At 73.0% G+C, this 23,248-nt stretch carries 26 protein-coding genes; 18 read left to right on the top strand and 8 right to left on the bottom strand.

Features of this window, described 5'->3' with window-relative positions:
• Positions 1-43: 43 nt before the first annotated feature.
• Positions 44-1,303, bottom strand: coding sequence for an alpha/beta fold hydrolase (locus BM051_RS11205; RefSeq protein ID WP_092530011.1), 1,260 nt, complete (start codon positions 1,301-1,303; stop codon positions 44-46).
• Between the two features lie 137 nt (positions 1,304-1,440).
• On the opposite strand from BM051_RS11205, the gene BM051_RS11200 reads away from it, so the two are divergent.
• Positions 1,441-2,019 (top strand): TetR/AcrR family transcriptional regulator, encoded by a 579-nt coding sequence (locus BM051_RS11200; protein ID WP_424923272.1) that lies wholly within the window; start codon positions 1,441-1,443, stop codon positions 2,017-2,019.
• An 82-nt stretch (positions 2,020-2,101) separates the two neighbouring features.
• On the opposite strand, the gene BM051_RS11195 is transcribed toward BM051_RS11200, so the two are convergent.
• Positions 2,102-2,776 (bottom strand): hypothetical protein, encoded by a 675-nt coding sequence (locus tag BM051_RS11195; RefSeq protein WP_092530009.1) that lies wholly within the window; start codon positions 2,774-2,776, stop codon positions 2,102-2,104.
• 103 nt (positions 2,777-2,879) lie between these two features.
• On the opposite strand from BM051_RS11195, the gene BM051_RS11190 reads away from it, so the two are divergent.
• Positions 2,880-4,166: an adenylosuccinate synthase gene (locus BM051_RS11190; protein WP_092530008.1), complete on the top strand. Its 1,287-nt coding sequence runs from the start codon at positions 2,880-2,882 to the stop codon at positions 4,164-4,166.
• A gap of 532 nt (positions 4,167-4,698) precedes the next feature.
• Here BM051_RS11190 and BM051_RS11185 read toward each other — a convergent pair.
• Positions 4,699-5,790: a glycerophosphodiester phosphodiesterase gene (locus BM051_RS11185; protein ID WP_424923273.1), complete on the bottom strand. Its 1,092-nt coding sequence runs from the start codon at positions 5,788-5,790 to the stop codon at positions 4,699-4,701.
• Positions 5,791-5,948: 158 nt separating this feature from the next.
• Here BM051_RS11185 and purD point away from each other — a divergent pair, with 158 nt between their 5' ends.
• From purD to BM051_RS30330, 10 genes are all read left to right on the top strand, one after another.
• On the top strand, positions 5,949-7,208 hold the full coding sequence (gene purD, locus BM051_RS11180) for a phosphoribosylamine--glycine ligase (RefSeq protein WP_092530006.1): 1,260 nt from the start codon (positions 5,949-5,951) through the stop codon (positions 7,206-7,208).
• A gap of 113 nt (positions 7,209-7,321) precedes the next feature.
• Positions 7,322-7,744 carry a PE domain-containing protein gene (locus tag BM051_RS11175; RefSeq protein WP_092530005.1) on the top strand — a complete coding sequence of 141 codons (423 nt, stop codon included), beginning with the start codon at positions 7,322-7,324 and terminating at the stop codon, positions 7,742-7,744.
• Between the two features lie 4 nt (positions 7,745-7,748).
• Positions 7,749-8,294, top strand: a complete 546-nt coding sequence (locus BM051_RS11170) for a DUF3558 domain-containing protein (RefSeq protein ID WP_243859453.1) — start codon at positions 7,749-7,751, stop codon at positions 8,292-8,294.
• Between the two features lie 46 nt (positions 8,295-8,340).
• The gene (locus tag BM051_RS11165) at positions 8,341-10,011 is read left to right on the top strand and encodes a hypothetical protein (protein ID WP_092530004.1); all 1,671 of its coding nucleotides are present in this window, start codon (positions 8,341-8,343) and stop codon (positions 10,009-10,011) included.
• The gene (locus BM051_RS11160) at positions 10,011-10,784 is read left to right on the top strand and encodes an ESX secretion-associated protein EspG (RefSeq protein ID WP_092530003.1); all 774 of its coding nucleotides are present in this window, start codon (positions 10,011-10,013) and stop codon (positions 10,782-10,784) included. Before BM051_RS11165 ends, BM051_RS11160 begins: the two co-directional genes overlap by 1 nt.
• A 103-nt stretch (positions 10,785-10,887) precedes the next feature.
• A complete protein-coding gene (locus tag BM051_RS11155; protein WP_134046082.1) occupies positions 10,888-11,208 on the top strand; it encodes a hypothetical protein in 321 nt (106 codons plus the stop codon).
• Positions 11,205-12,512: a hypothetical protein gene (locus tag BM051_RS11150; RefSeq protein ID WP_092530001.1), complete on the top strand. Its 1,308-nt coding sequence runs from the start codon at positions 11,205-11,207 to the stop codon at positions 12,510-12,512. Before BM051_RS11155 ends, BM051_RS11150 begins: the two co-directional genes overlap by 4 nt.
• The gene (locus tag BM051_RS11145) at positions 12,509-13,189 is read left to right on the top strand and encodes a hypothetical protein (protein WP_092530000.1); all 681 of its coding nucleotides are present in this window, start codon (positions 12,509-12,511) and stop codon (positions 13,187-13,189) included. The genes BM051_RS11150 and BM051_RS11145 overlap by 4 nt, the downstream gene beginning before the upstream one ends.
• 43 nt (positions 13,190-13,232) lie before the next feature.
• A complete protein-coding gene (locus tag BM051_RS11140; protein WP_134046084.1) occupies positions 13,233-13,520 on the top strand; it encodes a hypothetical protein in 288 nt (95 codons plus the stop codon).
• The gene (locus BM051_RS30330) at positions 13,513-14,481 is read left to right on the top strand and encodes a hypothetical protein (RefSeq protein WP_134046086.1); all 969 of its coding nucleotides are present in this window, start codon (positions 13,513-13,515) and stop codon (positions 14,479-14,481) included. Before BM051_RS11140 ends, BM051_RS30330 begins: the two co-directional genes overlap by 8 nt.
• Here the strand turns inward: BM051_RS30330 and BM051_RS11135 are convergent.
• Positions 14,478-15,389 (bottom strand): serine/threonine-protein kinase, encoded by a 912-nt coding sequence (locus tag BM051_RS11135; RefSeq protein WP_134046088.1) that lies wholly within the window; start codon positions 15,387-15,389, stop codon positions 14,478-14,480. The two genes, BM051_RS30330 and BM051_RS11135, sit on opposite strands and share 4 nt — an antisense overlap.
• Positions 15,390-15,572: 183 nt before the next feature.
• Here BM051_RS11135 and BM051_RS11130 point away from each other — a divergent pair, with 183 nt between their 5' ends.
• Positions 15,573-15,890, top strand: coding sequence for a hypothetical protein (locus tag BM051_RS11130; protein WP_092529998.1), 318 nt, complete (start codon positions 15,573-15,575; stop codon positions 15,888-15,890).
• Positions 15,887-17,059 carry a transglycosylase SLT domain-containing protein gene (locus tag BM051_RS11125; RefSeq protein ID WP_243859454.1) on the top strand — a complete coding sequence of 391 codons (1,173 nt, stop codon included), beginning with the start codon at positions 15,887-15,889 and terminating at the stop codon, positions 17,057-17,059. The genes BM051_RS11130 and BM051_RS11125 overlap by 4 nt, the downstream gene beginning before the upstream one ends.
• Here BM051_RS11125 and BM051_RS11120 read toward each other — a convergent pair.
• Entirely contained in the window at positions 17,053-17,634 is a 582-nt protein-coding gene (locus BM051_RS11120; RefSeq protein ID WP_243859455.1) for a Uma2 family endonuclease, read from the bottom strand. The two genes, BM051_RS11125 and BM051_RS11120, sit on opposite strands and share 7 nt — an antisense overlap.
• A gap of 112 nt (positions 17,635-17,746) precedes the next feature.
• Between BM051_RS11120 and BM051_RS11115 the strand changes: the two genes are divergently transcribed.
• Both BM051_RS11115 and BM051_RS28990 read left to right on the top strand, forming a co-directional pair.
• Positions 17,747-18,937, top strand: a complete 1,191-nt coding sequence (locus tag BM051_RS11115; RefSeq protein WP_092529997.1) for a pyridoxal phosphate-dependent aminotransferase — start codon at positions 17,747-17,749, stop codon at positions 18,935-18,937.
• Between the two features lie 92 nt (positions 18,938-19,029).
• Positions 19,030-19,203, top strand: a complete 174-nt coding sequence (locus BM051_RS28990; RefSeq protein WP_166677671.1) for a hypothetical protein — start codon at positions 19,030-19,032, stop codon at positions 19,201-19,203.
• A gap of 23 nt (positions 19,204-19,226) precedes the next feature.
• On the opposite strand, the gene BM051_RS11110 is transcribed toward BM051_RS28990, so the two are convergent.
• The 3 genes from BM051_RS11110 to BM051_RS11100 all read right to left on the bottom strand — a co-directional run bounded on the left by BM051_RS11110 (position 19,227) and on the right by BM051_RS11100 (position 21,763).
• Positions 19,227-20,066, bottom strand: coding sequence for an SAM-dependent methyltransferase (locus BM051_RS11110; protein WP_092529996.1), 840 nt, complete (start codon positions 20,064-20,066; stop codon positions 19,227-19,229).
• Positions 20,067-20,141: 75 nt separating this feature from the next.
• Positions 20,142-20,735: an HAD family hydrolase gene (locus tag BM051_RS11105; protein WP_092529995.1), complete on the bottom strand. Its 594-nt coding sequence runs from the start codon at positions 20,733-20,735 to the stop codon at positions 20,142-20,144.
• The gene (locus BM051_RS11100; protein ID WP_092529994.1) at positions 20,732-21,763 is read right to left on the bottom strand and encodes a threonine aldolase family protein; all 1,032 of its coding nucleotides are present in this window, start codon (positions 21,761-21,763) and stop codon (positions 20,732-20,734) included. The genes BM051_RS11105 and BM051_RS11100 overlap by 4 nt, the downstream gene beginning before the upstream one ends.
• A 226-nt stretch (positions 21,764-21,989) precedes the next feature.
• Between BM051_RS11100 and BM051_RS11095 the strand changes: the two genes are divergently transcribed.
• Together BM051_RS11095 and BM051_RS11090 are read left to right on the top strand one after the other, a co-directional pair.
• Positions 21,990-22,496: a SigE family RNA polymerase sigma factor gene (locus tag BM051_RS11095; protein WP_092529993.1), complete on the top strand. Its 507-nt coding sequence runs from the start codon at positions 21,990-21,992 to the stop codon at positions 22,494-22,496.
• Positions 22,489-23,223, top strand: coding sequence for a hypothetical protein (locus tag BM051_RS11090; protein ID WP_092529992.1), 735 nt, complete (start codon positions 22,489-22,491; stop codon positions 23,221-23,223). The genes BM051_RS11095 and BM051_RS11090 overlap by 8 nt, the downstream gene beginning before the upstream one ends.
• Positions 23,224-23,248: the final 25 nt, after the last annotated feature.

The following is a 23,248-nucleotide window of genomic DNA, read 5'->3' as shown; positions in this document are numbered from 1 at the left end:
ACCGGGTGCGGCGCCCCGCGCGGGGCGCCGCACCCGGGTCAGCTCAGAATTTTCCGCAGTTGCTCGGCGCCGGCAGGCCGGCGAACCGGCCCTCCAGCCAGGCGAACATCTCCGGGAAGGCGCGGATCGCGCCGCCGACGTGGGTCGGCACCAGCGAGCTGCTCAGCTGCACGGTCACGCCCTTGGCGCACCAGTCGAGTGCCATCCGCCGGCCCTGGTCGTAGGGCACGATGTCGTCCAGCTTGCTGTGCACCACCAGCGTCGGCACGGTGGGCCGGCGCTCGCCGATCCGCTGCTCGGCCACCCGCGACGCGTACGGCTCCTCGTCGAGGTAGGCCTCGAGCGGGCGGCCGTCCTTGGTCAGCGTGGTCGACTTGGTGAACGCGTAGTCGATGATCGCCTGCGGCGTGCACTTGGGAATGATCTCCTCCGCCATCCGCCGGCCCTTCTCGTTGAGCAGGTCCATGATGTTCAGCTCCGGGTAGGCGTAGTCGAGGCTGTGCAGCGCGTACCCGATGAAGCCGGCGGCGTAGTGGCCGTCCAGGTTCCTCGCCATGACGGCGAGATCGGCCGGCGGGGCGCCGGCGTAGGCGCCCTTCAGCTCCAGCTCGGGGGCGTACTCGGGGTGCAGCTCGGCGGCCGACGCCGAGGCGCCGCCGCCCTGCGAGTAGCCGACCACCGCGACCGGGCCGGCGTCCGGCAGGTTCGCCTCGGCCAGCCGCTGCGCCGCGCGCACCGCGTCGAGCAGCGCGTGCCCCTCGGCCGCCCGGTTGACGTAGGTGTGCATGCCCGGGGTGCCCAGGCCCTCGTAGTCGGTGACCACGACGCCGTAGCCGCGCTTGAGCAGGCCGTCGATGAACGGGCCCTCGTACTCGAGGCCCGCGGCCAGTGCCTTGGACGGCGCGCAGTTGTCGCCGATCCCCTGGGTACCCGGGGCGTAGCCGATGATCGGGCGGGGCCCGGCGCCGATCCACGGGACGTGCGGGGTGAGCACCACCCCGGTCACCGGGATCGGCCGGTCGTGCGTGTCGGTGCTGCGGTACATGATCCGCCGCACCTCGGCCGGCGCGGGCAGCAGCTTGAGCGGGTCCAGGTAGAACTCGGACGGCTCGTGCTTGATGAGGTCGCCGTTGCGGCCAGGGGGCAGCGGTGAGGGCGGGTCGTAGAAGTCGTCGGCCGCGCTGGCGACCTCGGTCGCGGGTTCGGCGGCGACCGGTGTGGTGGTGGCGGTCAGCACGGCGAGACTGGCCGTGCCGGCGAGCAGGATGGCGAGGGTCCGGCGAAGCCGACCGGGTGGGCGCATACTCGCTCCTCGGGAGGGAAGGTTTCCGACAGCAGTGTCGGAAAAGTATGCGAGTGAGGTGACACACAATGTCAACCCACTTCCGTCGGGGGCCGGGGCGCCCCCGGAAGGTTCCGGCGGAGGAGCAGCGAGCATCCCTGCTGGTCGCGGCGCGTGAGGTGTTCGCGACCCAGGGCTCGACGGCCGCGACCGTCGAGCAGATCGCTCGTACGGCGGGGCTAACCCGGCAGAGCGTGTACGAGCACTTCGGTGACAAGTCGGCGCTGTTCGCCGCGGTGGTCGCGGAGGTCGAGGAGCTCGCCGTCGACTGGATCGGGGCGCGGGCGCGGGACGGCACCGAGGATCTGCGGGCGTGGGCGCGGAGCAACTTCGCGGCGATGTTCGAGTTCGTCGCCGAGCACCCGGCGGCGTTGCCCGTGCTGCAGGAGGCCGAGCGCGCCGGCGACCCGGCACTGAGCCGGGTGCGGGCCCGGCTGGCCCGGCTCTACACCGAGGCGAGCCGGCGGCGTTGGGCGGAGCACGGCATCGAGCCCGGCCGCACCGACGTCGCGCTGGTGACGATGTCCATGGCGATGGCCGAGGCGCTGGTGAACCAGGCGTGGGAGGCCGAGCCGCCGCCCCGGGAGGCGCTGATCGACCTGCTCACCGAGTTCACCATCGGCGGCGTCCAACGCCTCCGCGAGCACGGCGCCGACATCCTCACCCGCCTCACCTGACCCAGTGGCCTGGCGCTCCCGCATGTTCGCTCGCGTCGCTGTGTTCGCCGCTCGCGTCGCCGCGTTGGCCCTGCGCGTCGGGTCAGGCCAGGCCGCGGACGAGGCGGAGCGGCTCGGTGTGCTTGTACCAGGTCCAGCGCGACATCGGCCGCGGGTAGGGCACGCCGTCGGACACCGGCGTCACCGGCACGCAGCCGAGCTGCACCGCCCGGCCCGTGTACGTGATCTGCCGCCGGAACAGCAGCCCCCGGCTCACCCGCACCACCAGCCCCGGGCCGCCGCCAGCCGAGTGCGGGTCGGGCTCCACCTCGATCCGCCGGGCGAGGCCGCGCAGCGCGACCTCGTCGTCGCAGTACGCCACACCGCGCACCGGGCCGAGCACACCCCGGCCGACGAGCACCCCGCCGGCGTCGTCCCGGATCAGCGGGACCGGGTCCACCTCGCCGCCGAGCGCGAGGGCCAGCGCGTGGCGCGGGTCACCCGGAAGGCCCCACAGCGCGGCCACCGCCGAGGACCGCTCGGTCGGGACGTAGCCCACGGTGGTGTCGGCCAGCCGGTCCCGGCGCAGCAGGCGGAGCACCACGGCCGCGAAATCGGCGTCGGTGCCCACGACCACCAGGTGCGCGGCGGCGTCGTCGGTCAGCAGCGGGTCCACATCGGTCTTGCCCGGCCGCGCCGGGAGCCGCTCGACCCGCACGCCCTCGACCTCCGGCAGCTCGGGTGTGTCCGGCCCGCAGGCCAGCACCAGTCCGCGCACTCCGACCGCCTCCGTTACAGTCATGCACCGGCATTTCCCAGCGCCGCGGTTGTCCTCCCGGACGCCCGTACCCGACTTGTCGCCGAACATCCTGGAGTGTCACATGCCGGCCATTGTGCTCATCGGTGCCCAATGGGGAGACGAAGGCAAGGGCAAGGCCACCGACCTGCTCGGCGACCGCGTGCAGTGGGTGGTCCGATACCAGGGTGGCAACAACGCGGGGCACACCGTGGTGCTGCCCGACGGGCAGGACTTCGCCCTGCACCTCATCCCGTCGGGGATCCTCACCCCCGGCGTGACGAACGTGATCGGCAACGGCGTGGTGGTGGATCCCGGCGTGCTGCTCGACGAGCTCGACGGGCTGGAGCAGCGCGGCGTCGACACCGAGCGGTTGCTGATCTCCGCCGACGCGCACCTGATCATGCCGTACCACGTGGCCATCGACAAAGTGACCGAGCGCTACCTCGGCGCCAAGAAGATCGGCACCACCGGGCGCGGCATCGGCCCGTGCTACCAGGACAAGATCGCCAGGGTCGGCGTGCGCGTGCAGGACCTGCTGGACGAGAAGATCCTGCGGCAGAAGGTCGAGGCGGCGCTGGAGTTCAAGAACCAGGTCCTGGTGAAGGTCTACAACCGCAAGGCGCTGGACCCCGACCAGGTGGCCGACGAGGTGCTCGCCGCGGGCGAGCGGTTCGCGCACCGGATCGCCGACGCCCGGCTGCTGCTCAACCAGGCGGTGGAGCGCGGGGAGACCGTGCTGCTGGAGGGCTCCCAGGGCACCCTGCTCGACGTCGACCACGGCACGTACCCGTTCGTCACGTCGTCCAACCCCACCTCCGGCGGTGCCGCCGTGGGCTCCGGGATCGGGCCGGGCCGGATCACCACCGTGCTGGGCATCCTCAAGGCCTACACCACCCGGGTCGGCTCGGGTCCGTTCCCGACGGAGCTGCACGACGAGTCCGGTGAGAACCTGCGCAAGGCCGGCGGCGAGTTCGGTGTCACCACCGGCCGTTCCCGGCGGACCGGCTGGTTCGACGCGGTGATCGCCCGCTACGCGGTGCGGGTCAACGGCATCACCGACTACTTCCTCACCAAGCTGGACGTGCTGTCCGGGTTGGAGCGGGTGCCGGTGTGCGTGGCGTACGAAGTGGACGGTTTCCGCACCGAGGACATGCCGATGACGCAGACCGACGTGCACCACGCCACGCCGATCTACGAGGAGCTGCCGGGCTGGTGGGAGGACATCAGCCAGTGCCGCACGTTCGACGAGCTGCCGGCCAACGCGCGGGCCTACGTGGAGCGGATCGAGGAGCTGTCCGGCGCGCGGGTGTCGGCGATCGGGGTCGGCCCCGGCCGGGAGCAGACCATCGTCCGCCACGAGTTCCTGTAGCCGGCCGGTCTCGCACGACGTCGCCGGATCTCCCCGCCGAGCCACCGCACCTCGAGACGATCCGGAGCGCGTACCGAGCCACGGCATCCCGGGACGGCCCTGAGCGCGTCACCGAGCCACGGCACCTCCAGCAGGCTCAGACTCAGCCGGCCCGGAGCACCACGGCCGGAACGACCACACCGGAGCGAACGGTCCACTCGCGCGGACCGTGGACCAGCGCGGGGCCCACCCTCCCGGGGTACGGCGCCCCTGAGTCCAGTCTATCGGCGCGGGGGTCTCGCGAAGGACACTCGCGAAATCTGTGGATCACCAATGGGTGATGTGGACAATTCGGCGGACTCGTCCATCCCCTGGTGTCGGGCACTGACCCCGGATCCGGGGATCCGGGGTGTCGGGTCCTGGCTGGCGCCGGGTGCTGGCGCCGGGTGCTGGCGCCGGGCTCCGGTGTCGGGCTCCGGTGTCGGGCGCGCCTGGCGTCGGGGCCCGGGTGCCGGGCGCCGCCACCGCCGTACGGCAGCGCCCGGCGACCGGTTCACCCTCGGGCGCCGGCCCCCACGGGGGCGCGCCGCGCGGCGCGGGCCTCCACCGCGATGTCCGGATGGTCGGCGAACACCCCGTCGATGCCGGTGGCCAGGAACACCTCGAGCTCGCCGAGGATGTCCCCCCACGCCCCCGGCTCCGTCGACGAGCGGAAGTCCGCCGGCAGGAACGCGTTCTCCGCGCGGAAGGTCCACGGGTGCACGACCAGCCGGTGCCGGTGGGCGTCGCGCACCAGCGACGTCGGCTCGGTCAGGTACCCGCCGGCGTCCCGCGGGATGATCCGGTCCTTGGCCGGGCCGATGCCGCGCGCGTAGGTCGCGATCTCGGCGAGCCCCTCCGGGGTCACCAGGTCGTCGTAGGTTCGCGGGTCACCGCCCACGACGAAGTCGTACGGCGCCCCGCTGGAGCCGATCAGCTGCACCAACGGCACCCGCAGGCTCCGCCGCAACTTCTCGAGATTGCCCACCTCGAACGACTGCACGTACACCTTCGCGCCCGGCCGGTTCAGCCCGTTGCGGGTCAGCGTCCGCACCAGCGCCGGCTCCAGCGGCAGCCCCTGCCGCCGGAAGTACGTCGGGTGCTTGGTCTCCGGGTAGATGCCGATGTCCCGGCGCAGCTCCCGGGACAGCCGCCGGCTCAGGTCGATGACCTCCTGCAGGGTCGGCACCTCGTACCGGCCGTCGTAGATCGTGTTGTTCGGCCGCAGCTGCGGAATCCGCTCCTTCGCCCGCAGCGTCTTCAGCTCGGCGAGGGTGAAGTCCTCGGCGAACCACCCGGTGACCTCCTCGCCGTCCACCGACTTGGTGGTCTTGCGGTCGGCGAACTCCGGCCGGTCGGCGACGTCGGTGGTGCCGCCGATCTCCGGCTCGTGCCGCGCCACCAGCACACCGTCCTTGGTGATCACCAGGTCCGGCTCGATGTAGTCGGCGCCCATCCGCGCCGCCAGCTCGTAGGCGGCGAGGGTGTGCTCCGGCCGGTAGCCGGACGCGCCCCGGTGCCCGATCACCACCGCCTCGCGGTGTCCCCGGTCGGCGACCGTGGGGCTCTCCTGCGCGTGGACCGGACCCGGGGCGACCACCGCCATGGCGAGCACGGTGAGCCCGGACAGGGTCAGCCCGGTCAGCCGTCTGTGCACTGTCGATACCTCCTGGCGAGGAGCGGACCTGATCCGCGACACGGTAACCGCTTCCGGTGACCCGCCCGCAAACTCGGCGGGAACTTCTCCGGGGCTACCCTTGGCGCGTGCGTGTCCTGGTTATCGGCTCCGGCGCCCGTGAGCATGCCCTCGTCCTCGCCGCGTCCTCCGACCCCGCGCTGACCGCGCTGGGTTGCGCGCCCGGCAACGCCGGCATCGCGGCGCTGGCCGAGCAGCTCGCGGTGGACGTCACCGACCCGGCCTCGGTCGCCGAGCTGGCCCGCGGCTGGAAGGCCGACCTGGTGGTCGTCGGCCCGGAGGTGCCGCTGGTCGCGGGCGCCGCCGACGCCGTGCGGGCCGCCGGGATCGCCTGCTTCGGCCCTTCCGCCGAGGCCGCCAGGATCGAGGGCTCGAAGGCGTTCGCCAAGGACGTGATGGCCGCCGCGAAGGTCCCCACCGCGCACAGCGAGGTGGTGGACAACCCCGCCCACCTCGACGCCGCGCTCGGCCGGTTCGGCCCCACCTGGGTGGTCAAGGACGACGGCCTCGCCGCGGGCAAGGGCGTCGTCGTCACCGCGGACGTCGAGCTGGCCCGCAAACACGCCATGACCCTGCTGGACGGCGGCCACCCGGTACTGCTGGAGTCCTTCCTGGACGGTCCGGAGGCGTCGCTGTTCTGCCTGGTGGACGGCACCACGGTGGTGCCGCTGCTGCCGGCGCAGGACTTCAAACGGATCGGCGACGGCGACACCGGGCCGAACACCGGCGGCATGGGCGCCTACGCCCCGCTGCCCTGGGCGCCGCCCGGGTTGGTCGACGACATCGTGCGGACCATCGTGCAGCCGGTGGTCGACGAGCTCGCCGCCCGCGACACCCCGTTCTCCGGCCTGCTCTACGCCGGGATCGCGCTGACCTCCGCCGGCCCGCAGGTGATCGAGTTCAACTGCCGGTTCGGCGATCCCGAGACCCAGGCCGTGCTGGCGCTGCTGCGCACCCCGCTGGCCGGGCTGCTGCACGCCGCCGCCACCGGCCGGCTCGCCGAGCACCCGCCGCTGGAGTGGGCCGAGGGCGCCGCGGTCACCGTGGTGCTGGCCGCCGACGGCTACCCGAACGTGCCGCGTACCGGGGACGTCATCACCGGCTCCGACGCCGAGGGCGTGCTGCACGCCGGCACCCGGCGGCGCGACGACGGCGCCGTGGTCTCGTCCGGAGGGCGGGTGCTGTCCGTGGTCGGCACCGGACCCGACCTGGCGGCCGCGCGTGAGCAGGCGTACGAGCGGCTGGGCAGGGTGCACCTGCCCGGCGCGCACCACCGAAAGGACATCGCGCTGCGCGCGGTGCGCGGCGAGGTCACCATCCCGCACTGACCCGGGAACCGGCGAGCGGCATTCTTCGTCGAATCTCAGGCCGTCGTTACCCGCACGTTGGTAGCCTGCGGGGAGAGATCGCCCGGCTACCAACCGCAACCGGGGGTGCGCACATGTCCCAGAACGCCGAGTCGCAGGCCGAGCACGGCGGCTCCAGCGCGCCGGTCCCGTTCCCGCTGGGCGGTGCCGTGCCGGAGGCGCCGGCCGTCCGCGACATCCAGGTCGACCCGGGCCGGGTGCTCGACGTCGCCAAGGTCATCGAGGAGCAGGCCAACGCGCTGCAGGACCGGCTGCGGGCCCAGCTCGGCGCGCTGCGCGTCGAGCCGCCGTCGGAGGACATCGTCAGCGTGCACGCGGTCCAGGCGTGGAACGCGATCACCGTGGACGGCGAGCAGTCGTACGAGAGCAGGGTCAGGGCCTACCTCGAGGGCCTACGGGAGCTGGTCGCCCAGCTCCGTGCGGCGAGCGAGCAGTACACGGCCAGCGAGCGGGAGAAGGCGGAGAGCTTCGGTGACCGGCAGTTGCCCTCCCGCTAACGGGATGCTGCTCGTGGTGCTGGCCGCGGCCCTCGCCGGGTGCGGGGGGCCGGAGGGTGGGCGTGCCGTGCCGGCGCCGGGGGCCCGGCAGCCGGCCGAGCTGCCACCTCGCCCGCGGGAGTTGCCGGTGCGCGGCGCGGACCCGTGCGCGCTGCTCACTGAGCGGCAGCTCGACGAGTTGGGCGTGAACAGCCGGCCGCGTCGGGACGGCGCCGCGTGCTCGTTCGACGCCGACCGCGCCGAGCCGTTCCACTCCTACGTCGTCGAGGTCATCGGGGACGCGGACGTGCGGGCGTGGCTCGACGGCGATCGGGCCAGCGCGACGGTGGCCACCGAGTCGGGCGAGGTCGTCGGCTTCCCCGCGGTCACCCGGTACCGCCCGGGCGGCCGGGCCGCGGACTGCGAGGTGCTGGTCGGCGTCGCGGACGGGCAGACGCTGCGCACCCAGGCGTACCCGATCAGCGCCGGCGCGTTCGACCAGCGGCAGCTGTGCGCGCGGGCCGAGCGGGCGGCGGCGATGGCGGTGGCGACGCTGGCGGGCGAGGGCTGAGGGACAAGGGCTGAGGGACAAGGGCACGGAGCACGAGTAGGAAGCGGTGAGTGACGTGGACGGCGCGATGGTGAGCGGCACCGAGATCGCGACGCTGATCGACCGGATCCGTGAGCACCGGTTCGACGGCTACGACAACATCCGCCTCGCCGACGAGGTGGACCGCTTCCGCGCGGGCCGGGGCACCGGCGGGATCATCGCGGCCGTCGACGCGCTGAAGGCCGTCGGCGAGGCGCTCGCCGACACCGAGCGCACGCTCCGCGAGGAGCTGGCCAAGCTCGGGGTGGAGTGGCAGAGCGAGGCCGGTGAGCGGGCCGGCGCGGCGGTCAACCGGGAGGCCGGCTTCTCCGCGGTGGCCAAGGAGAGGGTCGACCACGCCGCGGAGATGCTCTTCGCGCAGGCCGCCGCGTTCAGCAGGACGTTGCACAAGCTGCCCGAGGCGCAGACGCTGCGGGACGGGGCCGGCGGCTACGACCTCGCCGACACCGCGCTCAGCCTGATCGGCTACGAGACGGACAACGCCCGCAAGGTGCGGGCCGGGCGGGAGGCCCGGCAGCAGGCGCTGGCCGCGCTCAACGCCTACGCTGCGGAGAGCGCGCAGCACCTGGCCGGGAGCGAGCCGATCGCCCCGCCGGAGGCGCTGCGGATGACCGAGGGGCCGCGGCTGCCCGAGGTGGTCAACGCCGGTGGCGGCCCGGTGCCCACGGATCGGCCCGCCGGCACCACGGCGGCGAGCGCACCGGCCCAGCCGGCCGCGTCGACCACGCCACCGCCTCCGCCGCTGCCCGGCCGCGCCCCGGTCGCCGACGCGCCGACCCCGGCCTTCGGGGTGCCCGTCCGGCCGGCCACGTCGCCGGCCCGGCACAGCGGTTCCGAGCCCGGCTCCCGTGCCACGACGCCCAGCTCCGCGCCCCGGTCGACCGGTCCTTCCGGTGCGCCCGGCTCCGGTGCGGTGCCTCCGTCGGGTGGCGGGGCGACGGCCACCCCCGGCGGCGCCGCGACACCGGGTCCGGCCGCGCCGGGGACCGGCGGACCCGGGGCGGTCGCGCCTGGTCCCGGTGCCGGCGCGGCCCCGGTCGGCGGTGCCGGCATCGGGACAGGCGCGCGGGCCGGCGGCGAGGCCGCCGGGCGGGTCGGTGGTGGTGAGCCCGGCGGGCGGGCCGGCGGCGGTACCGGGGCTCCGCCCGCGGCCGGTGGGCTGGTCGGCAAGGTCGGCGCCCCCGGTGGTGGTGGCGAGCCGGCCCTCGGCAAGGGCCGGTCGTTCGGGTCGGCGCCGCAGGCCCCCGCCGTGGGGCCGGGCTCCGGGAGCGTGTTCACGCCACCGGCGCCGAAGACCGGGGGGAACCTGGGCGCCGACATCGGCGCGGGGGTCACCGCGCTGGGTGCCGGCGGGGTGGCCGGCGCGCTGAGCGGCGAGGGCGAGCGGCGCGGCCGCGGCGTCGGGCGCAGCGCCCCGCTCGCGGCCCGCTCGCCACAGCAGCTGCCGGTCGGTGACCTGCCGGAGGAGGAGGCGCGGCTGGCGCGCAACTCCGAGAAGCTCAACCCGAAGCGCGACGGCGGGCAGGGTGGCGTGCTGGAGCGGGCCGCGCCGCGGGACGACGACCCCGACGGCGGGCACGTCCGCAAGTACGGCGTGGACGACGCGGACCTGTTCACCGACCAGCGGGAGGTGGCCCCCGACGTGATCGGCGAGGGCCGCCCCGACGGGCACCGTTGATGGGCGCACCGCACGGCAGCCTCGTGCTGTCCGCACTCGAGTTCGACATGCTCTGGGAGGTCGAGCGGTTGCCCGAGCGACATCCCGCGCTGGACGTGCTCAGCCCGGGTGTCACGCACAGCGAGCGGGCCGCGCTGGTGGAGCGGGCGTGGCGGTCGCTGGCCGACCGCGGCCTCGCCCGGGGGCGGAAGGCGTCCGCCGAGGTGGTGGACATGCTGAACCTGTTCGCCCACCCGCTGGTCGGGATCGACGTGTGGGTGTGGGCCGACCGGGAGATCAGGGGCCTCGCCGTGAGTGTGGGCAGGGAGGCGCTGCTCGGCGTCGTGGACGGGGACGAGGTGTGGCTCATTCCGGCGCGGGACAGCGCGCTGCCGGAGGCGGCGGTGTCCGTGGCCGGTGAGCTGCCGGCCGGGGTGGGGCAGTCGGTGAGCGTGCCGTACGGCGTGTTGCGCGCGGCCGACGCCGAGGCCCGCGGTGACGCGAAAGCGCTGGTCACCGCCCTGGAGGACCGTGGCGTCGTGCTGTGGCAGGCGCAGGAGCTGGCCGGGATGCTGGTCGGCATGGTGGCCCGCGGGCAGGTCGGCGTGGAGCGGCAGCCGCGAAGCGGGCAGACCCGGCGGGCCGAGCGGGTGGTGGCCTTCCACGACACCGACGCGGGCCGGTACCTGTTCGCCGTGGAGCGTTCCCCCGACGGCGACGAGTGGGCGACCATCACCCCGGCGGACAACCACCTGCTCGCCCAGCGGGTGTGGGAGCTGCTCGACGAGCGCTGAGCCCGCCTTTCGTCGGATGTTCGGCGAACCCGACTCCTCGATCCGGCTCCGGTTGGTACCGTCCCGATGACGTGCAGTGAATGCCAAGGGGAGGGGCAGGATCGTGCCTGACTTCACTGTGGACATCGGTGGATTGGACGCGCTCGGCAAGGATCTGGACCGCACCGGGGAGAACATCGACACGGCGACGAAACGACTCGCTGACCTCGGACCGGAGGACCTCGGACCGGACGTGCTGGACGAGGCGTGCGCCGACTTCCGGGACGACTGGTCGGGCGGCCTGGAGGAGCTGCGCGAGGCGGTCGAAGGAATCAAGGGTGGGTTGATCGAGGCGAAGAACGCCTACGCCGAGTTGGAGGAGGCGTTGCGGCAGAACCTGCGGAAGATGGCCGACGCGCTGGTCGCGGAAGGGAACGCTCGGTGAGCGACGCGGACTTCCCGGCGCTCGGCTTCGACCCGGCGCGCGGCGACGTCGGTCGGGTTCGGGAGATCGCCACGGAGCTGAGCGGCACCGGCCGGTACGCCGGCGAGGCGTACGACGTACTCAGGTCCATTCAGGACAAAAGGGATGTTTGGACGGGCGACGCGGCCACCGCGTTCGTCGAGAAGCTCGGTGAGCTGCCCGGCTTCCTCGAGGGCGCTCGTGACTCGATGACGTCGGCCGGCAGTGCGCTGTCCATCTGGGCCGACCGGCTGGAGGCGCACCAGCGGCGGGCCCGTGAGCTGGAGGAGCGGGCGCGGAAGGCGATCGCCGCCGCCGAGCAGGCCGACGTGGCCGCCCGGCAGGCGAGCGCGGTGGCCAACCGGCCGATCGCCTACGACGCCAACGATCCCGCCGCGGCTCAGGCGGCGGAGCGGCGGGCGCAGGCCAACGCCACGGCGGCGGCCGACGCCAACCGCGCCGCGGGTGCCGCGTGGGCCAATGTGGAGGACCTCCGCCGGGAGGCGGAGAACCTGCGGCACCGCTGGGAGGACGACGCGCGGATCTGCGCGGAGGCGCTGAACGAGGCCGCCGGCGGCGCCCCGGACTCCGGCCTCTTCGACGACATCGGTGACTTCGTCAACGACGCGGGCGAGTGGCTGGCGGAGAACCTGGGCGACATCGCCGGCATCGTCTCGGCGATCGCCGGCGTGCTGGCGTTCATCCCGGTGCTGACCCCCATCATGGCCCCGATCGCCCTCGGCACCGGCGCGCTGGCCCTGGCCGCCCACGGCACGGAGATGATCGTCGAGGGCAAATGGGACGACCCCATGGCCTGGGCCGAGCTCGGCGGTGACCTCGTGGGCCTCGTGCCCGGCCTCGGCGCCGCGACCGACGGAGTAGCTACCGCGATGCGGGTTGCTTCCGGAGCGGAGAAGACGATCGACGTCACCAGGGTAGGGCTGTCCGGGATGGCCGAGACCGCCAGCGAGGCCATCTACACGGGCGCCAAGGTCTTCGGAGACGACATGGCCAAACCGAGCATGGCAGCACAGTGGGTGGCGCAGAAGGCCATGGGCGCGAACCCACTGATCGACACCGCTGAGATGTCGGCGATGACCGCGAATGTCGCGAAGGCGCTCGAAGGCGGTGCGAATGTGTCCCTCCAGATCCCACAGGGCATCGCGTTGGCGGACAGCGGTCCGGAGGCCACCGCGGCGAAGGATGCCACCACCGTGGCCGGCGGCGTTCTCGGCACCATTTCCGGGATCAGTGACCACGTGCTGAAAGGGAAGATGATCCCGTGAGCAGGCTGGCTGTTCTGGACGATGCGGCCCGACCCAGCGGAATACCGCTTCGGTTCACCGTGCCCGAGCAGCTCCGGGAGATCCCACTCGAGGAGGAGCCGGGGCAGCGGATACGGCGCACCTACGAGTCGCTCGCCACGGGTTTGCGCGGCCTGAGCGACGAGCAACGCTTGCGGATGGTGCTCGTGCAGGAGTTGGTCTTGGGCAAACTGCTGCGCGAAGGCGCCGTGTACGTCGCCAACTGTGTGGCTCGGTCGGAAGTCGAGCCGACCCGGTTGACAGCAGGGCAATTCAGTATCCTGGTCAAGGAGGCGAAGCTGCACGGCGATCGCCCGCTGCTGGCTGTTGCTCGTGGGCTGGCCTCACCTGGCGAACCACGCGAGATCGTGCTCAATGAGTACCCTGCCGGCGAGGCACTGGTCATCGGGGAAGAAGTTCTCGTTGAGCTGCCACCAATGGCCGGCGGCTATCCCGTCGTCCGACGACAGCGGGTGCGCCAGGCGCAGATCGTGTTCGCGTTTCCCGACCGCCGACGCGTCGCGATCCTCGCGGTCTCCACGCAGGACCTGCCGGACTGGGACGGTTACTTGCGAATTCTGAACGACCTCGCTCACAGTGTGTCGTTCGACCCGCCGGGCGGTTCCCCGCTCTCGCGGAGGTTGGACGGTCTGGGCTGATGGAGGGAACGGCGAAGTGATCGTACTTGTCGGGAGCGTCGTGATGGCCGCGCTCGTGGCGTGGCTCGCCATCAGCTTTCTGCGGTCGAGGTTTCAGAGCGTGGAGGCGGCGGCGGAGCAGGTGCGCAAGCAGCTCTACGGGCGCAGCGTGAACGGAGACGAGGTCGACGTGCTGTTGTGGTCCACTTACCCGCTCTCAGAGCACATGATCAAGAAGTTGGGCCAGGACGAAGGGTTCACCTACCGGGGCCGATGGACCCGAGGTGGTGCTGCCACGGCACGGTTCGCCCGCCCACGGCAGCCGAAGCGGAAGCTGTCGATCGATGTCTGAGGAACTCGCGCGAGAGATCGCCCTGTGGTTCATCATCCCGGCCACCCTGGGTATTGCCGTGCTCCTGGTCGCTCCCTTCGTCAAGCTCTTCGGGACCCTTCTCGGCGTGCCGCAGAGAAGACGGCGCAAGCAGTTGGCGGGGTTGGAGCGGGTGCGGGTGGCGGCGCGTGGGCGCGACCTGGAGATCGACTGGATGCGGTTCAAGGAGCTGTCCGACGGCGAGTTGCGGGCGGCGCTGGGCAAGCACGGGTGGCGTTATGTCGGCGAGGAGCTCGGTCGGAAGCAGTGGTTGCTGCGGTTCACGTACGCGCCGGCCGATGCCGTGGGGTCGGACGCGCACCTCCGCCTCCGCGAGGAGCTGGCCGGTGCGACCCTGGGCGTGGACGGGACTTACCTGCTGGACACCGAGCGGTACGCCGATCTCGAGCTGCCGGAGATCAAGCAGGCGGTGAACTCCGCAGGGTGGCTGGTCGCGGGCTTGGAGGACGGCGGCAGCCGGCCGCGGCTGCGGTTGACCAGGCAGGGGACGACCGTGTTGCGGGGACCGGGGATCTCGTTCGTGCAGGGGGATTCGCCGGCGCGGTTACGGAAGGTGCCGGCCGTGGTGGCGCGGGCGGCGGAGATCCAGCGGGAGCGGGGGTTCGATCCGCTGTCCAGCGCGGAGTGGAATCGGGTGCGGGAGCGGCATCGGTTCTGGGAGAAGCGGTTCAACCGGCAGGTGTTGCTGGCCACCTTCTACACCATCGTGGGCGGCGTGCTGCTGGCCGCGTTCTTCGCCACGCGGAAGGCCGAGTGGGACGAGGGCTCCACGTACGTGATCCTCGGCATTCCGGTGGTGCTGCTCCTGCTCGCCGGCCTGGCGAGCTACAAGGCGACCCGGATCCGCCGCCGCCGGCAGGCCGACATCGGCGACTTCCTCGCCGCCTACCAGGAGCTCGACCAGCTCGCCCGGCGCGGCTAGCGCCGCACGTACGGCGGCAACCGCACGCCGAGGGCGTCGTGCACCGCCGCCTGCTCGCCGTCGATGAGGGCCTGCACCGCCGGCGGCCACGCGGCGTAACCGTGCCGGCGGGTCCGGAGGAACCGGAGGATCTGGCCCGGCGTCGGCCGGTGCGCCGGATTCTTGGCCAGGCACGGCTCGGCGATGTGCCGCACCTCCGGCGGCACGCGGTGCAGGTCCGGGTGGACGTGCACCACGTTGTACAGCGTCTGCGGCGTGGACGCCCCGACGAACGGGCTCCGCCCGGTGGCGGCCATGACCAGCAGCGCGCCGAGCGAGAACACGTCGCTGGCCGGCGACAGTGGCCGGCTCTCCGCCTGCTCCGGCGACATGAACCCGGGCGACCCCACCACGGTGCCGGCCATCGTCAGCTCCACCTGCCCCTCGACGGCGCGGGCGATCCCGAAGTCGATCACCCGCGGCCCGTCGTCGGCCAGCAGCACGTTGCTCGGCTTGAGATCGCGATGGATGAGCCCCGCCCGGTGGATCTCGGCGAGCGCCGCGGCGAGTCCGGCGGCCAGCACGCACACCGACGCCACCGGCAGCGATCCCGCGGCCGCCACCGCCCGCCGCAGCGACGGCCCGGCCACGAACACCGACGCCAGCCACGGCAGCTCCGCGTCCAGGTCGGCGTCCACCACCGCCGCGGTGTACTCCCCCGCCACCATCCGCGACGCCTCCACCTCGCGCCGGAACCGGGCACGGAACGTGCCGTCGTGCGCGTAGCCCGGATGCACCTGCTTGATCGCGACCAGCCGCCCGTCCGGCGCGACCCCGAGCAGAACGCGCCCCATACCGCCCTCGCCGAGCGTGGCGAGCAACCGGTAGCGACCGATGTACCCGGCATCGGACGGTGCGAGTGGCTTCATCGGATCCCCCGTTTCCCGGTGACGGATGTTACCGAGCGTGGCCGGGGTCGGCGATTCGGGGAAAGCTTCATCCACGGCCGGAAACCCCGCCGCGGGGATGGGTGAAGTCGTACAGTATCCGCGGGGGAACCGCCGGTACACCGGCGGCGTCCCACTCGGCGACAGCCGTGCTGTGCGAAGGGGATGACGGGCGTGCCGAAGTACGAGATCGACGCGATTCGCTCGCTGGTGTCGGCGGCGCAGGCCAACGCGGGAGGCGTGGGGCAGATCGCCGACGGCCTTCCGAAGAACCTCGACGACACCGCGTTCGGCGGGATGGCGGCCTCCCGGGAGCTGTCCACCGGCGTCGGCGGGTTCATCGGCTCGATGTCCGAGCAGTTCAGCCGGGGAGAGATGCTGCTCAACGAGGCCGCCAGGGCGCTGGACCGGATCGCGCAGCGGCTCGAGGACCAGGAGCACGAGTACGGCGCTGCGGTGACGCCACGAGAGGGTGCACGGTGACCGACAGCTCGGGGGCGACCGCGATCGCCGACCTCGCGAAGCTGCCCGGCCCGGGCGGCGACCGGCTCGGCGGGCTGTACGGCCGAGTCGAGAAGATCAACAGCGGGGTGGCGACCGAGGCCGCCGGCGAGTTCCGCACCGCCGCCACCAGCGCGGGCGACCGCGGCAGGGCGGTGCGCGACGCGGTCGAGGGCGTCCGGGGCAAGTGGCAGGGCGAGGCGGCCGACGCGTTCATCGGCTACATGGACCGCTACACCAAGGCCGGCGACGACGTCCGGGACGCGTTGCTCGAGGCGGCCACGTCGATGGACGGCGTGGCCGAGTGCCTGCGGGAGCTGAAGGAGTCGGTCGACAAGGCGCTGTCGGACGCCTACACCGAGGCCAAGGGCATCGACGAGCAGGCCAAGCGAGACATCGCCGCGGCGGAGGAGGCCCGCCGCTCCAACCCGGACGCCGGCCCCGACCCCGCGGCCATCCGCGCGGAGGCCGACCGGAAGATCAAGGAGGTCCGAGACGGCGTCGAGAAGAAGGTCGAGCAGCTGCTGGAGCAGGCGGAAGCCGAGCTCACCAAGTTGATGGGCGGGATCAAGGTCGACCTCGACGGCGACGGCTTCTGTGGGATCCAACCGCCCGGCGGCGGCACCGAGCCGGCCGCGGTGAGCCACGTGGGTTCCGAGGGCCGCGCGGCACCGACCGTCTCCGGCGGAGGCGGAGGCGGTGGCGGTGGTGGTGGCGGCGGTGCCCCGGGTGGGGGCGGCGCGGTGGGCGGCCTCGGCCCGAGCGGTGGCCCGCCGAGCAGCGGCCCGCCGCCCGGCAACGTGGAGCAGTGGATCCGCGAGGCCATTCGCATCCTGCAGGCCAACGGCGTCCCCGTCACCGAAGCCGACATCCAGAAGATCTGGACCATCATCGAGAAGGAATCCGGCGGGAATCCACACGCCATCAACCTCTGGGATTCCAATGCCGCGAAGGGAATTCCGTCCAAGGGGTTGATGCAGTGCATCGACCCGACGTTCCAGGCGCACAAGCTGCCGGGCCACGACGACATCTACAACCCGGTGGACAACATCATCGCCGGCGTGCGGTACACCTTCTCCCGATACGGTGGCTTCGACGGGCACCCCGGCCTGAAGTCCATGGCCGCCGGCGGCGGCTACCAGGGCTACTGACCCGGTTCGGCCCTGGTGGCCACCAGCGCGGGGATGTCGATCCGCAGGCTGAACGGCACGGAGGTGACCAGTTCACCGGCGAGTGCCGGTTCCTCCACGTAGCCTTCGTCGGGCGCTCCACTATGGAAGACCGTGATCGACGGCGCGGGTGGGTCCAGGTCGACGAGCCAGTAGTGCGGGATACCCGCCTCGGCGTATTCGAAGGGTTTGAGCCGGGTGTCGACGTTGCGCGAGCCTGGCGAGATGACCTCGACCGCGAGGAGCACGTCCGCCGCCGTCAGCCGAGCCTCAGGGCCGTCGACCCGGGTGACCACGAGGTCGGGAACCCGCACGATGGCGGGGTCTTCCGCGCGGACCACCACCTCCATGTCCGGCAGGCACTCCCACCCGGCCGGCAGCTGGTCGTGCAGTTGACGGGACAGCCGCAGCACGGCCCGCTGGTGCCGCCGGACGGCGCGAGGAGACACGACGAGGACGCCTTCCTGGAGCTCGTAACGGTAGGAGTTGTCCTCCGGAAGCGCGATGAACTCGTCCAGCGTCATCAGCCGCCCGGTGCGGTGCAAGGGCATGGCCATGGTCGTTCGTTCCTCGCCTCACGGCAGCTATGTGACAGTACTGCCACAGTACTGCGTTCGCCGGCACCTCGTTGGCCACGGCGCGCGGTGGTGGCGGCCTAGAGTGCACCGCATGGACGCCTCGTTCCCCGGGCCGGCGCGACGGGCCGACGTCGCCCCTTTCCACGTCATGGACGTGCTCTCGGCCGCGAAGGCCCGCCAGCACACCCACGGCGACGTCGTCGCGCTGTGCGCGGGCCAGCCGACCGCCCGCGCGCCCCGCCCGGTGCTCGAGGCCGCGGAGAAGGCGCTGCGCGACGGCGACCTCGGCTACACCGTCCAGCTCGGCATTCCCGAGCTGCGCGCCGCCATCGCCGGCCACTACGAGCGCTGGTACGGCCTCGACGTCACCGACCAGGACGTCATCGTCACCACCGGCTCCTCCGGCGGCTTCCTGCTCGGCTTCCTCGCCGCGTTCGACCCCGGCGCCAGGGTCGCCATGGCCCGCCCCGGCTACCCGGCCTACCGCAACCTCCTCGCCGCCCTCGGCTGTGAGGTCGTCGAGTTCGCCACCGACGAGACCACCCGCTTCCAGCCGACCACCGACCTGCTCGACGAGCTCGGCCCGCTCGACGGCCTCGTCGTGGCCAGCCCGAGCAACCCCACCGGCACCGTGCTCCCGCAGGGCGAGCTCGCCGCCATCGCCGGCTGGTGCGCGGCTCGCGGCGTCCAGCTCGTCAGCGACGAGATCTACCACGGCATCACCTACGACACCGGCGCCGGCTGCGCCTGGCAGAGCTCCCGCGACGCGATCGTCCTCGGCTCGTTCTCCAAGTACTTCGCGATGACCGGCTGGCGGCTCGGTTGGATGCTCGTCCCCCGCCGGCTGCACCGCGCCGTCGACGTGCTCACCGGCAACGTCAACATCTGCCCGCCGACGCTGGCCCAGCACGCCGCGGTGGCCGCGTTCACCCCCGAGTCCTACGCCGAGCTGGACGGCCACGTCGCGCACTACCGCGCCAACCGCGACCGCCTGGTCGAGGGCCTGCGCGGCATCGGCCTCGACAGGGTCGCCCCGGTCGACGGCGCCTTCTACGCCTACGCCGACGTGTCCGCGCACACCCGCGACAGCCTCAGCTGGTGCCAGCGCCTGCTCGCCGACACCGGCCTCGCCATCACCCCGGGCATCGACTTCGACCCCGTCGACGGTGGCCGTTTCGTCCGGTTCTCCTTCGCCGGCGCCGCGGCCGACCTCGACGAGGGCGTGCGCCGCCTTGGCCACTGGCTCCGAGCAGCGGACCAATCCGAACATCGGTCCGGGTAACCCCTATTTCTCCCTGAACCTTCCCGCGGGCACGGGCGTTCCGGCCGCGGACCTGGGAGCCTGGCGGTAGCGCTCGAGAGAAAGGCAGCGACATGTTCTGGAAGATCGTCGGCGTACTGATCGTCGTGTGGCTCGCGTTCACCGTGATCGGCGCCGTGGTCAAGGGCCTGTTCTGGCTCGCGGTGATCGGCGGCGTGCTGTTCCTGGGCACCGCGGCCTACGGCGCGATCAAGGGCAGGGACGAGACCAAGCGGCTGCGCTCGTGACCGAGTAACCCGAGTCGCCCGGGTCAGGGTTTGCGGGCCACCCCGCCGAGCATGGTGAAGTTGACGTCGGTCAGCGGGCGCCAGCGGGGACCATCCGGCCACCACTCGTGCAGGTAGGCCAGCCCCGGCTCGACCAGGTCGAGGCCGTCGAAGAACGACTCGATGTCCGCGCGGCTCCGGAACACGCTGTCCCCCACGGTCTCGGCGTACACCTGCCGCAGCTGCGCGGCGAGCTTGCCGCGCGGTCCACCGTCGCCGGGGTCGAACTGGTGGGTCAGCACCACGTACGACCCCGGCGCCAGCGCGTCCACGTAGCCGGCCAACACGGCCCTGGCGTCGGCGAGGTCCGGGATGTAGTGCAGGGTCGCGCACTGCAGCAGCCCGAGTGGCCGGTCCAGCTCGAGGTGCGTGGTGATCACCGGATCGGCGAGAAGTTCCGCCGGTCGGGTGAGGTCGGCGGCGAGGAAGTAGGTGCGGTCGTTCTCCTCGAGCGTCGCCCGCGCGTGCGCCTGCACCGCCGGGTCGATGTCGACGTACACCACCCTCGCGTCACCGTTGTTGCGCTGGGCCACCTGGTGGGTGTTCTCGATGGTCGGCAGGCCCGAGCCGAGGTCGAGGAACTGGTCGATGCCGATCCGGTGGGCGAGGAACCGCACCACCCGCCGCTGCCACTGCCGGTGCTCCCGCACCAGGTCACGGATCTCGGGGGCGATCTGCTCCAGCCGGCGGACCACCTGCCGGTCGACCTCGTAGTGGTCCTTGCCGCCGAGCATCGCGTCGTAGAGCCGGGCGACGCTGGGCTTGGTCATGTCGTGCCGCAACGCCCTCCCTCGGGCGCTGGACAACCCATCGGTCTCCGACATCGACACCCACCAGAGCAGCCGGCAACGGACGCGGTCAGCTTAAGGCATTCCCACCCGGTTGCCGACGCTCGGTAGTCAGTTCAGACCAACGAGTGCCCGCGCCGACGCGGCGCCCGGCCACCGTTCGGCCCGCAGCCCGGCGGTCCGCGCGCCGGCCACGTTCTCCGGGCGGTCGTCGAGGAACAGGCAGTCGGGCGCGGCGGCACCGATCCGGTCCACCAACAGGTCGAAGATCGCCCTGTCCGGCTTGGCCAGCCCGACGTCGGCGGAGAACACGAGCTCCCGGAAGTGCCGGGCCCAGTCCTGCCGCTCGGCGAACCGGGCGAACGACACCGGCGCGTTGGACAGCAGCGCCAGCCGCCGCCCCGCGCCGGCCAGCTCGTCGAGCAGGTCGAGCGTGTCCGGGTCGGTGTGCGACCACCCGGCGACGTCCAGCTCGGTCAGCTCCGCCGCGGTGGCGGGGTCGACGGTCACGCCGACCGCGTCGCCGATGGCTCGCCAGTACACCAGGTCGTCCATGCCCCGGTCGTAGGCGTTCCGGCGCGCCCAGTACGCCCGCTCGACGTCGGGCAGCGGCGCGCCGAGCCGGGCCGCCAGGTCGGGCAGCGCCGTGGTCGGCCCGCAGATCACCTCGCCGTAGTCGAAGACCAGCCAGCCGTTCCCGGTCATTCCGCTCCCGCCTTGATCCGCCGCAGCGCCTCGTCGACGGCCTCGGTCGGCACGTCGCGATGCGTCACGAACCGCACCTTGTCACCCATCGGTAGCGCCAGGATGCCCATCGACCGCAGCGACGCCAACGCGGTGGGCACGTCCGGCACCTCGGCCAGCACGATGTTGGTCTCCGGGCGCACGGCGGCCCAGCCCAGGTCCACCAGGCCGGCGGCCAGCCGCGCGGCGTTGTCGTGGTCCCGGCCCAGCTGGCCGATCCGGTCGAGGGCGAGCAGGCACGCCGCGGCGAGCACCCCGCCCTGCCGCACGCCGCCGCCGAGCATCTGCCGCACCCGTCGGGCCCGCTCGATCAGCTCCTCGCCGCCGGCGAGCACCGACCCGACCGGCGCGCCCAGCGCCTTGCTGAAGCAGGCCGACACCGTGTCCACGCCCACGGTCAACGCGGCCGGCGGCAGGTCGAGCGCCACCGCGGCGTGCCACAACCGGGCGCCGTCGAGGTGCACCCGCAGGCCGGCGTCCTTCGCCGTGGCGACCAGCTGGGCGTGCTCGTCGGGCGGGGTCACCGCGCCGCCCGCGGCGTTGTGCGTGTTCTCCAGGCAGAGCAGGGTGGTGCGCAGCACGTAGTAGGGCGGGTCGGCCGGGCCGATCGCGGCACGCAGCGCGCCGGCGGAGGGCCGGCCGGGTCCGGCGTCGTGCTCCAGTGGCGCCGGCATGCCGCCGGCCAGCCACGCCGCCGACCCGAGCTCGTTGGCCAGCACGTGCGCCTCCCGCGGGGCGAGGAAGCGGTCGCCCCTGGTCAGGTGCAGGCTCAGCGCGATGATGTTGGCCATCGTGCCGCTCGGGGTCCACAGCGCGGCCGGCATGCCGAGCACGGCCGCGGCCCGCTCCTCGAGCCGGCGCATGGTCGGGTCGGTGTCGATGACGTTGTCACCCACCTCGGCCGCGGCCATCGCCGCCCGCATGGCCTTGTCGGGCCGGGTGACGGTGTCGGACCGGAAGTCGATCGGCGAGCTCTCTCCGGAGGTCACGGTTCGATCACATCACACGGGTCGCGCCCGGTTCAACGGTTGTGCCGGCCGGCTCGGGGGTGCCGATCGGCGGCGCTGTGCAACCCTGGGAGCCACCCGTTCCGTCTCTGTGAGCGGGCCGCGGAACGACCGCCGAGCATCGACCGAGCCCCGGCGAGGGAGGAGCGCAGGCGGGAGGAACGTGGCCAGCGGACGCGGACAACCCACCGAGCGGAGAGCCCACCGCGTGGACCAGCGCGACGAGCAGGAGTTCGCGGAGTACTTCGCCGCCAGGCGCGACGCCGTGCGGCGGACCGCGTTCATGCTCTGCGGTGACTGGCACCGCGCGGACGACCTCGCGCAGACGGCGTTCGTCGCGCTGCACCGACGGTGGCGGAGGATCCGCGACCGGGCGGCCCTCGACGCCTACGTGCGCACGACGCTGGTGCGGGCGGCGATCGACGAGTCGCGCCGGCCGTGGCGAAGGGAGCGACAGACGGACGAGATACCCGAGCCGGCACCGGACGGCGCCCGGCTCGACGATTTGGTGGCCACCCGGCACGACCTGCTCGCCGGGTTGCGCAAGGTGCCGCCCCGGCAGCGGGCGGTGCTGGTGCTGCGGTACTTCGAGGGGCTCGACGTCGCCGGGGTGGCCGAGGCGCTGGGGTGCAGCGAAGGCAACGTGAAGAGCCAGACCGCTCGGGGGCTGGCGAACCTGCGTGAGGTGCTCAAGGAGGTGCGGACCCATGGATGACTCGCGTGACCAGCGGTTGGCCGCACTGTTCCGGGATGCGCCCGGCGAGCCGCCCCCGCCGACCTTCACCGCGGACGACGTCGCCGCGCGGTCCCGCCGGCTGGCCGCCCGCCGCCGGGCGCGGCTGGCCGCGGCCTGCGCGGCCAGCGTGTTCGTGCTCGCCGGCGGGATGGTCGGTGTTCTGGTAAACATGGATCGATCCGGTGACAACGCCGCGGGTGGCGCCAGCGACGTGGTGACCGGACCGTCGGAAGCAACCGCGTTCGGCGCGCCGGAGCAACCCGAGCCGCCGCCCGAGCGTCTACCCGGTACGGCGGCGCCAGACTTCCCCGATTCCTCGCCCAAGCAGGGGGGCGAAGGATCGCGGGAGGGCAGCACCTTCGGGTGCGACCGAGGTGACCGGGAGCTCGCCATCGCCCTCGCTGACGAGCTTCCGGTCACCGCCCCCGCCGAGCCGGAGCCGGGCCGGGTCTGTGCCCCTGGTTGGCGGTCGGCGGCCTTCCCGGCGAGCGAAGGGCCGCGGCAGGGGCAGCTCTCCGTCACCGTGGTCCCGCCGGGCAGCGCGATCCAGCTGGCCGGCCAGCCCGAGGGCACCCGCATCGCGGAGGCCCGCACCCCGGCCGGCGGCACCGTCGTGGTGCTCAGCGTGCCCGCCCCGGACAGCCCCGCTGCCCCCTTCGCCGGCGAGCTGGAGCGCGTCGCCGGCGCCCTCGCCGCCAGGTTCTGAGGCGGCTGGGCTGGCAGGATGGCTG

This window comes from Amycolatopsis arida (assembly GCF_900115565.1).
In the GTDB taxonomy this organism is placed as follows: domain Bacteria; phylum Actinomycetota; class Actinomycetes; order Mycobacteriales; family Pseudonocardiaceae; genus Yuhushiella; species Yuhushiella arida.
Note: the sequence above shows the minus strand (reverse complement) of the source record. Positions and strands in the feature narration are given on the sequence as shown.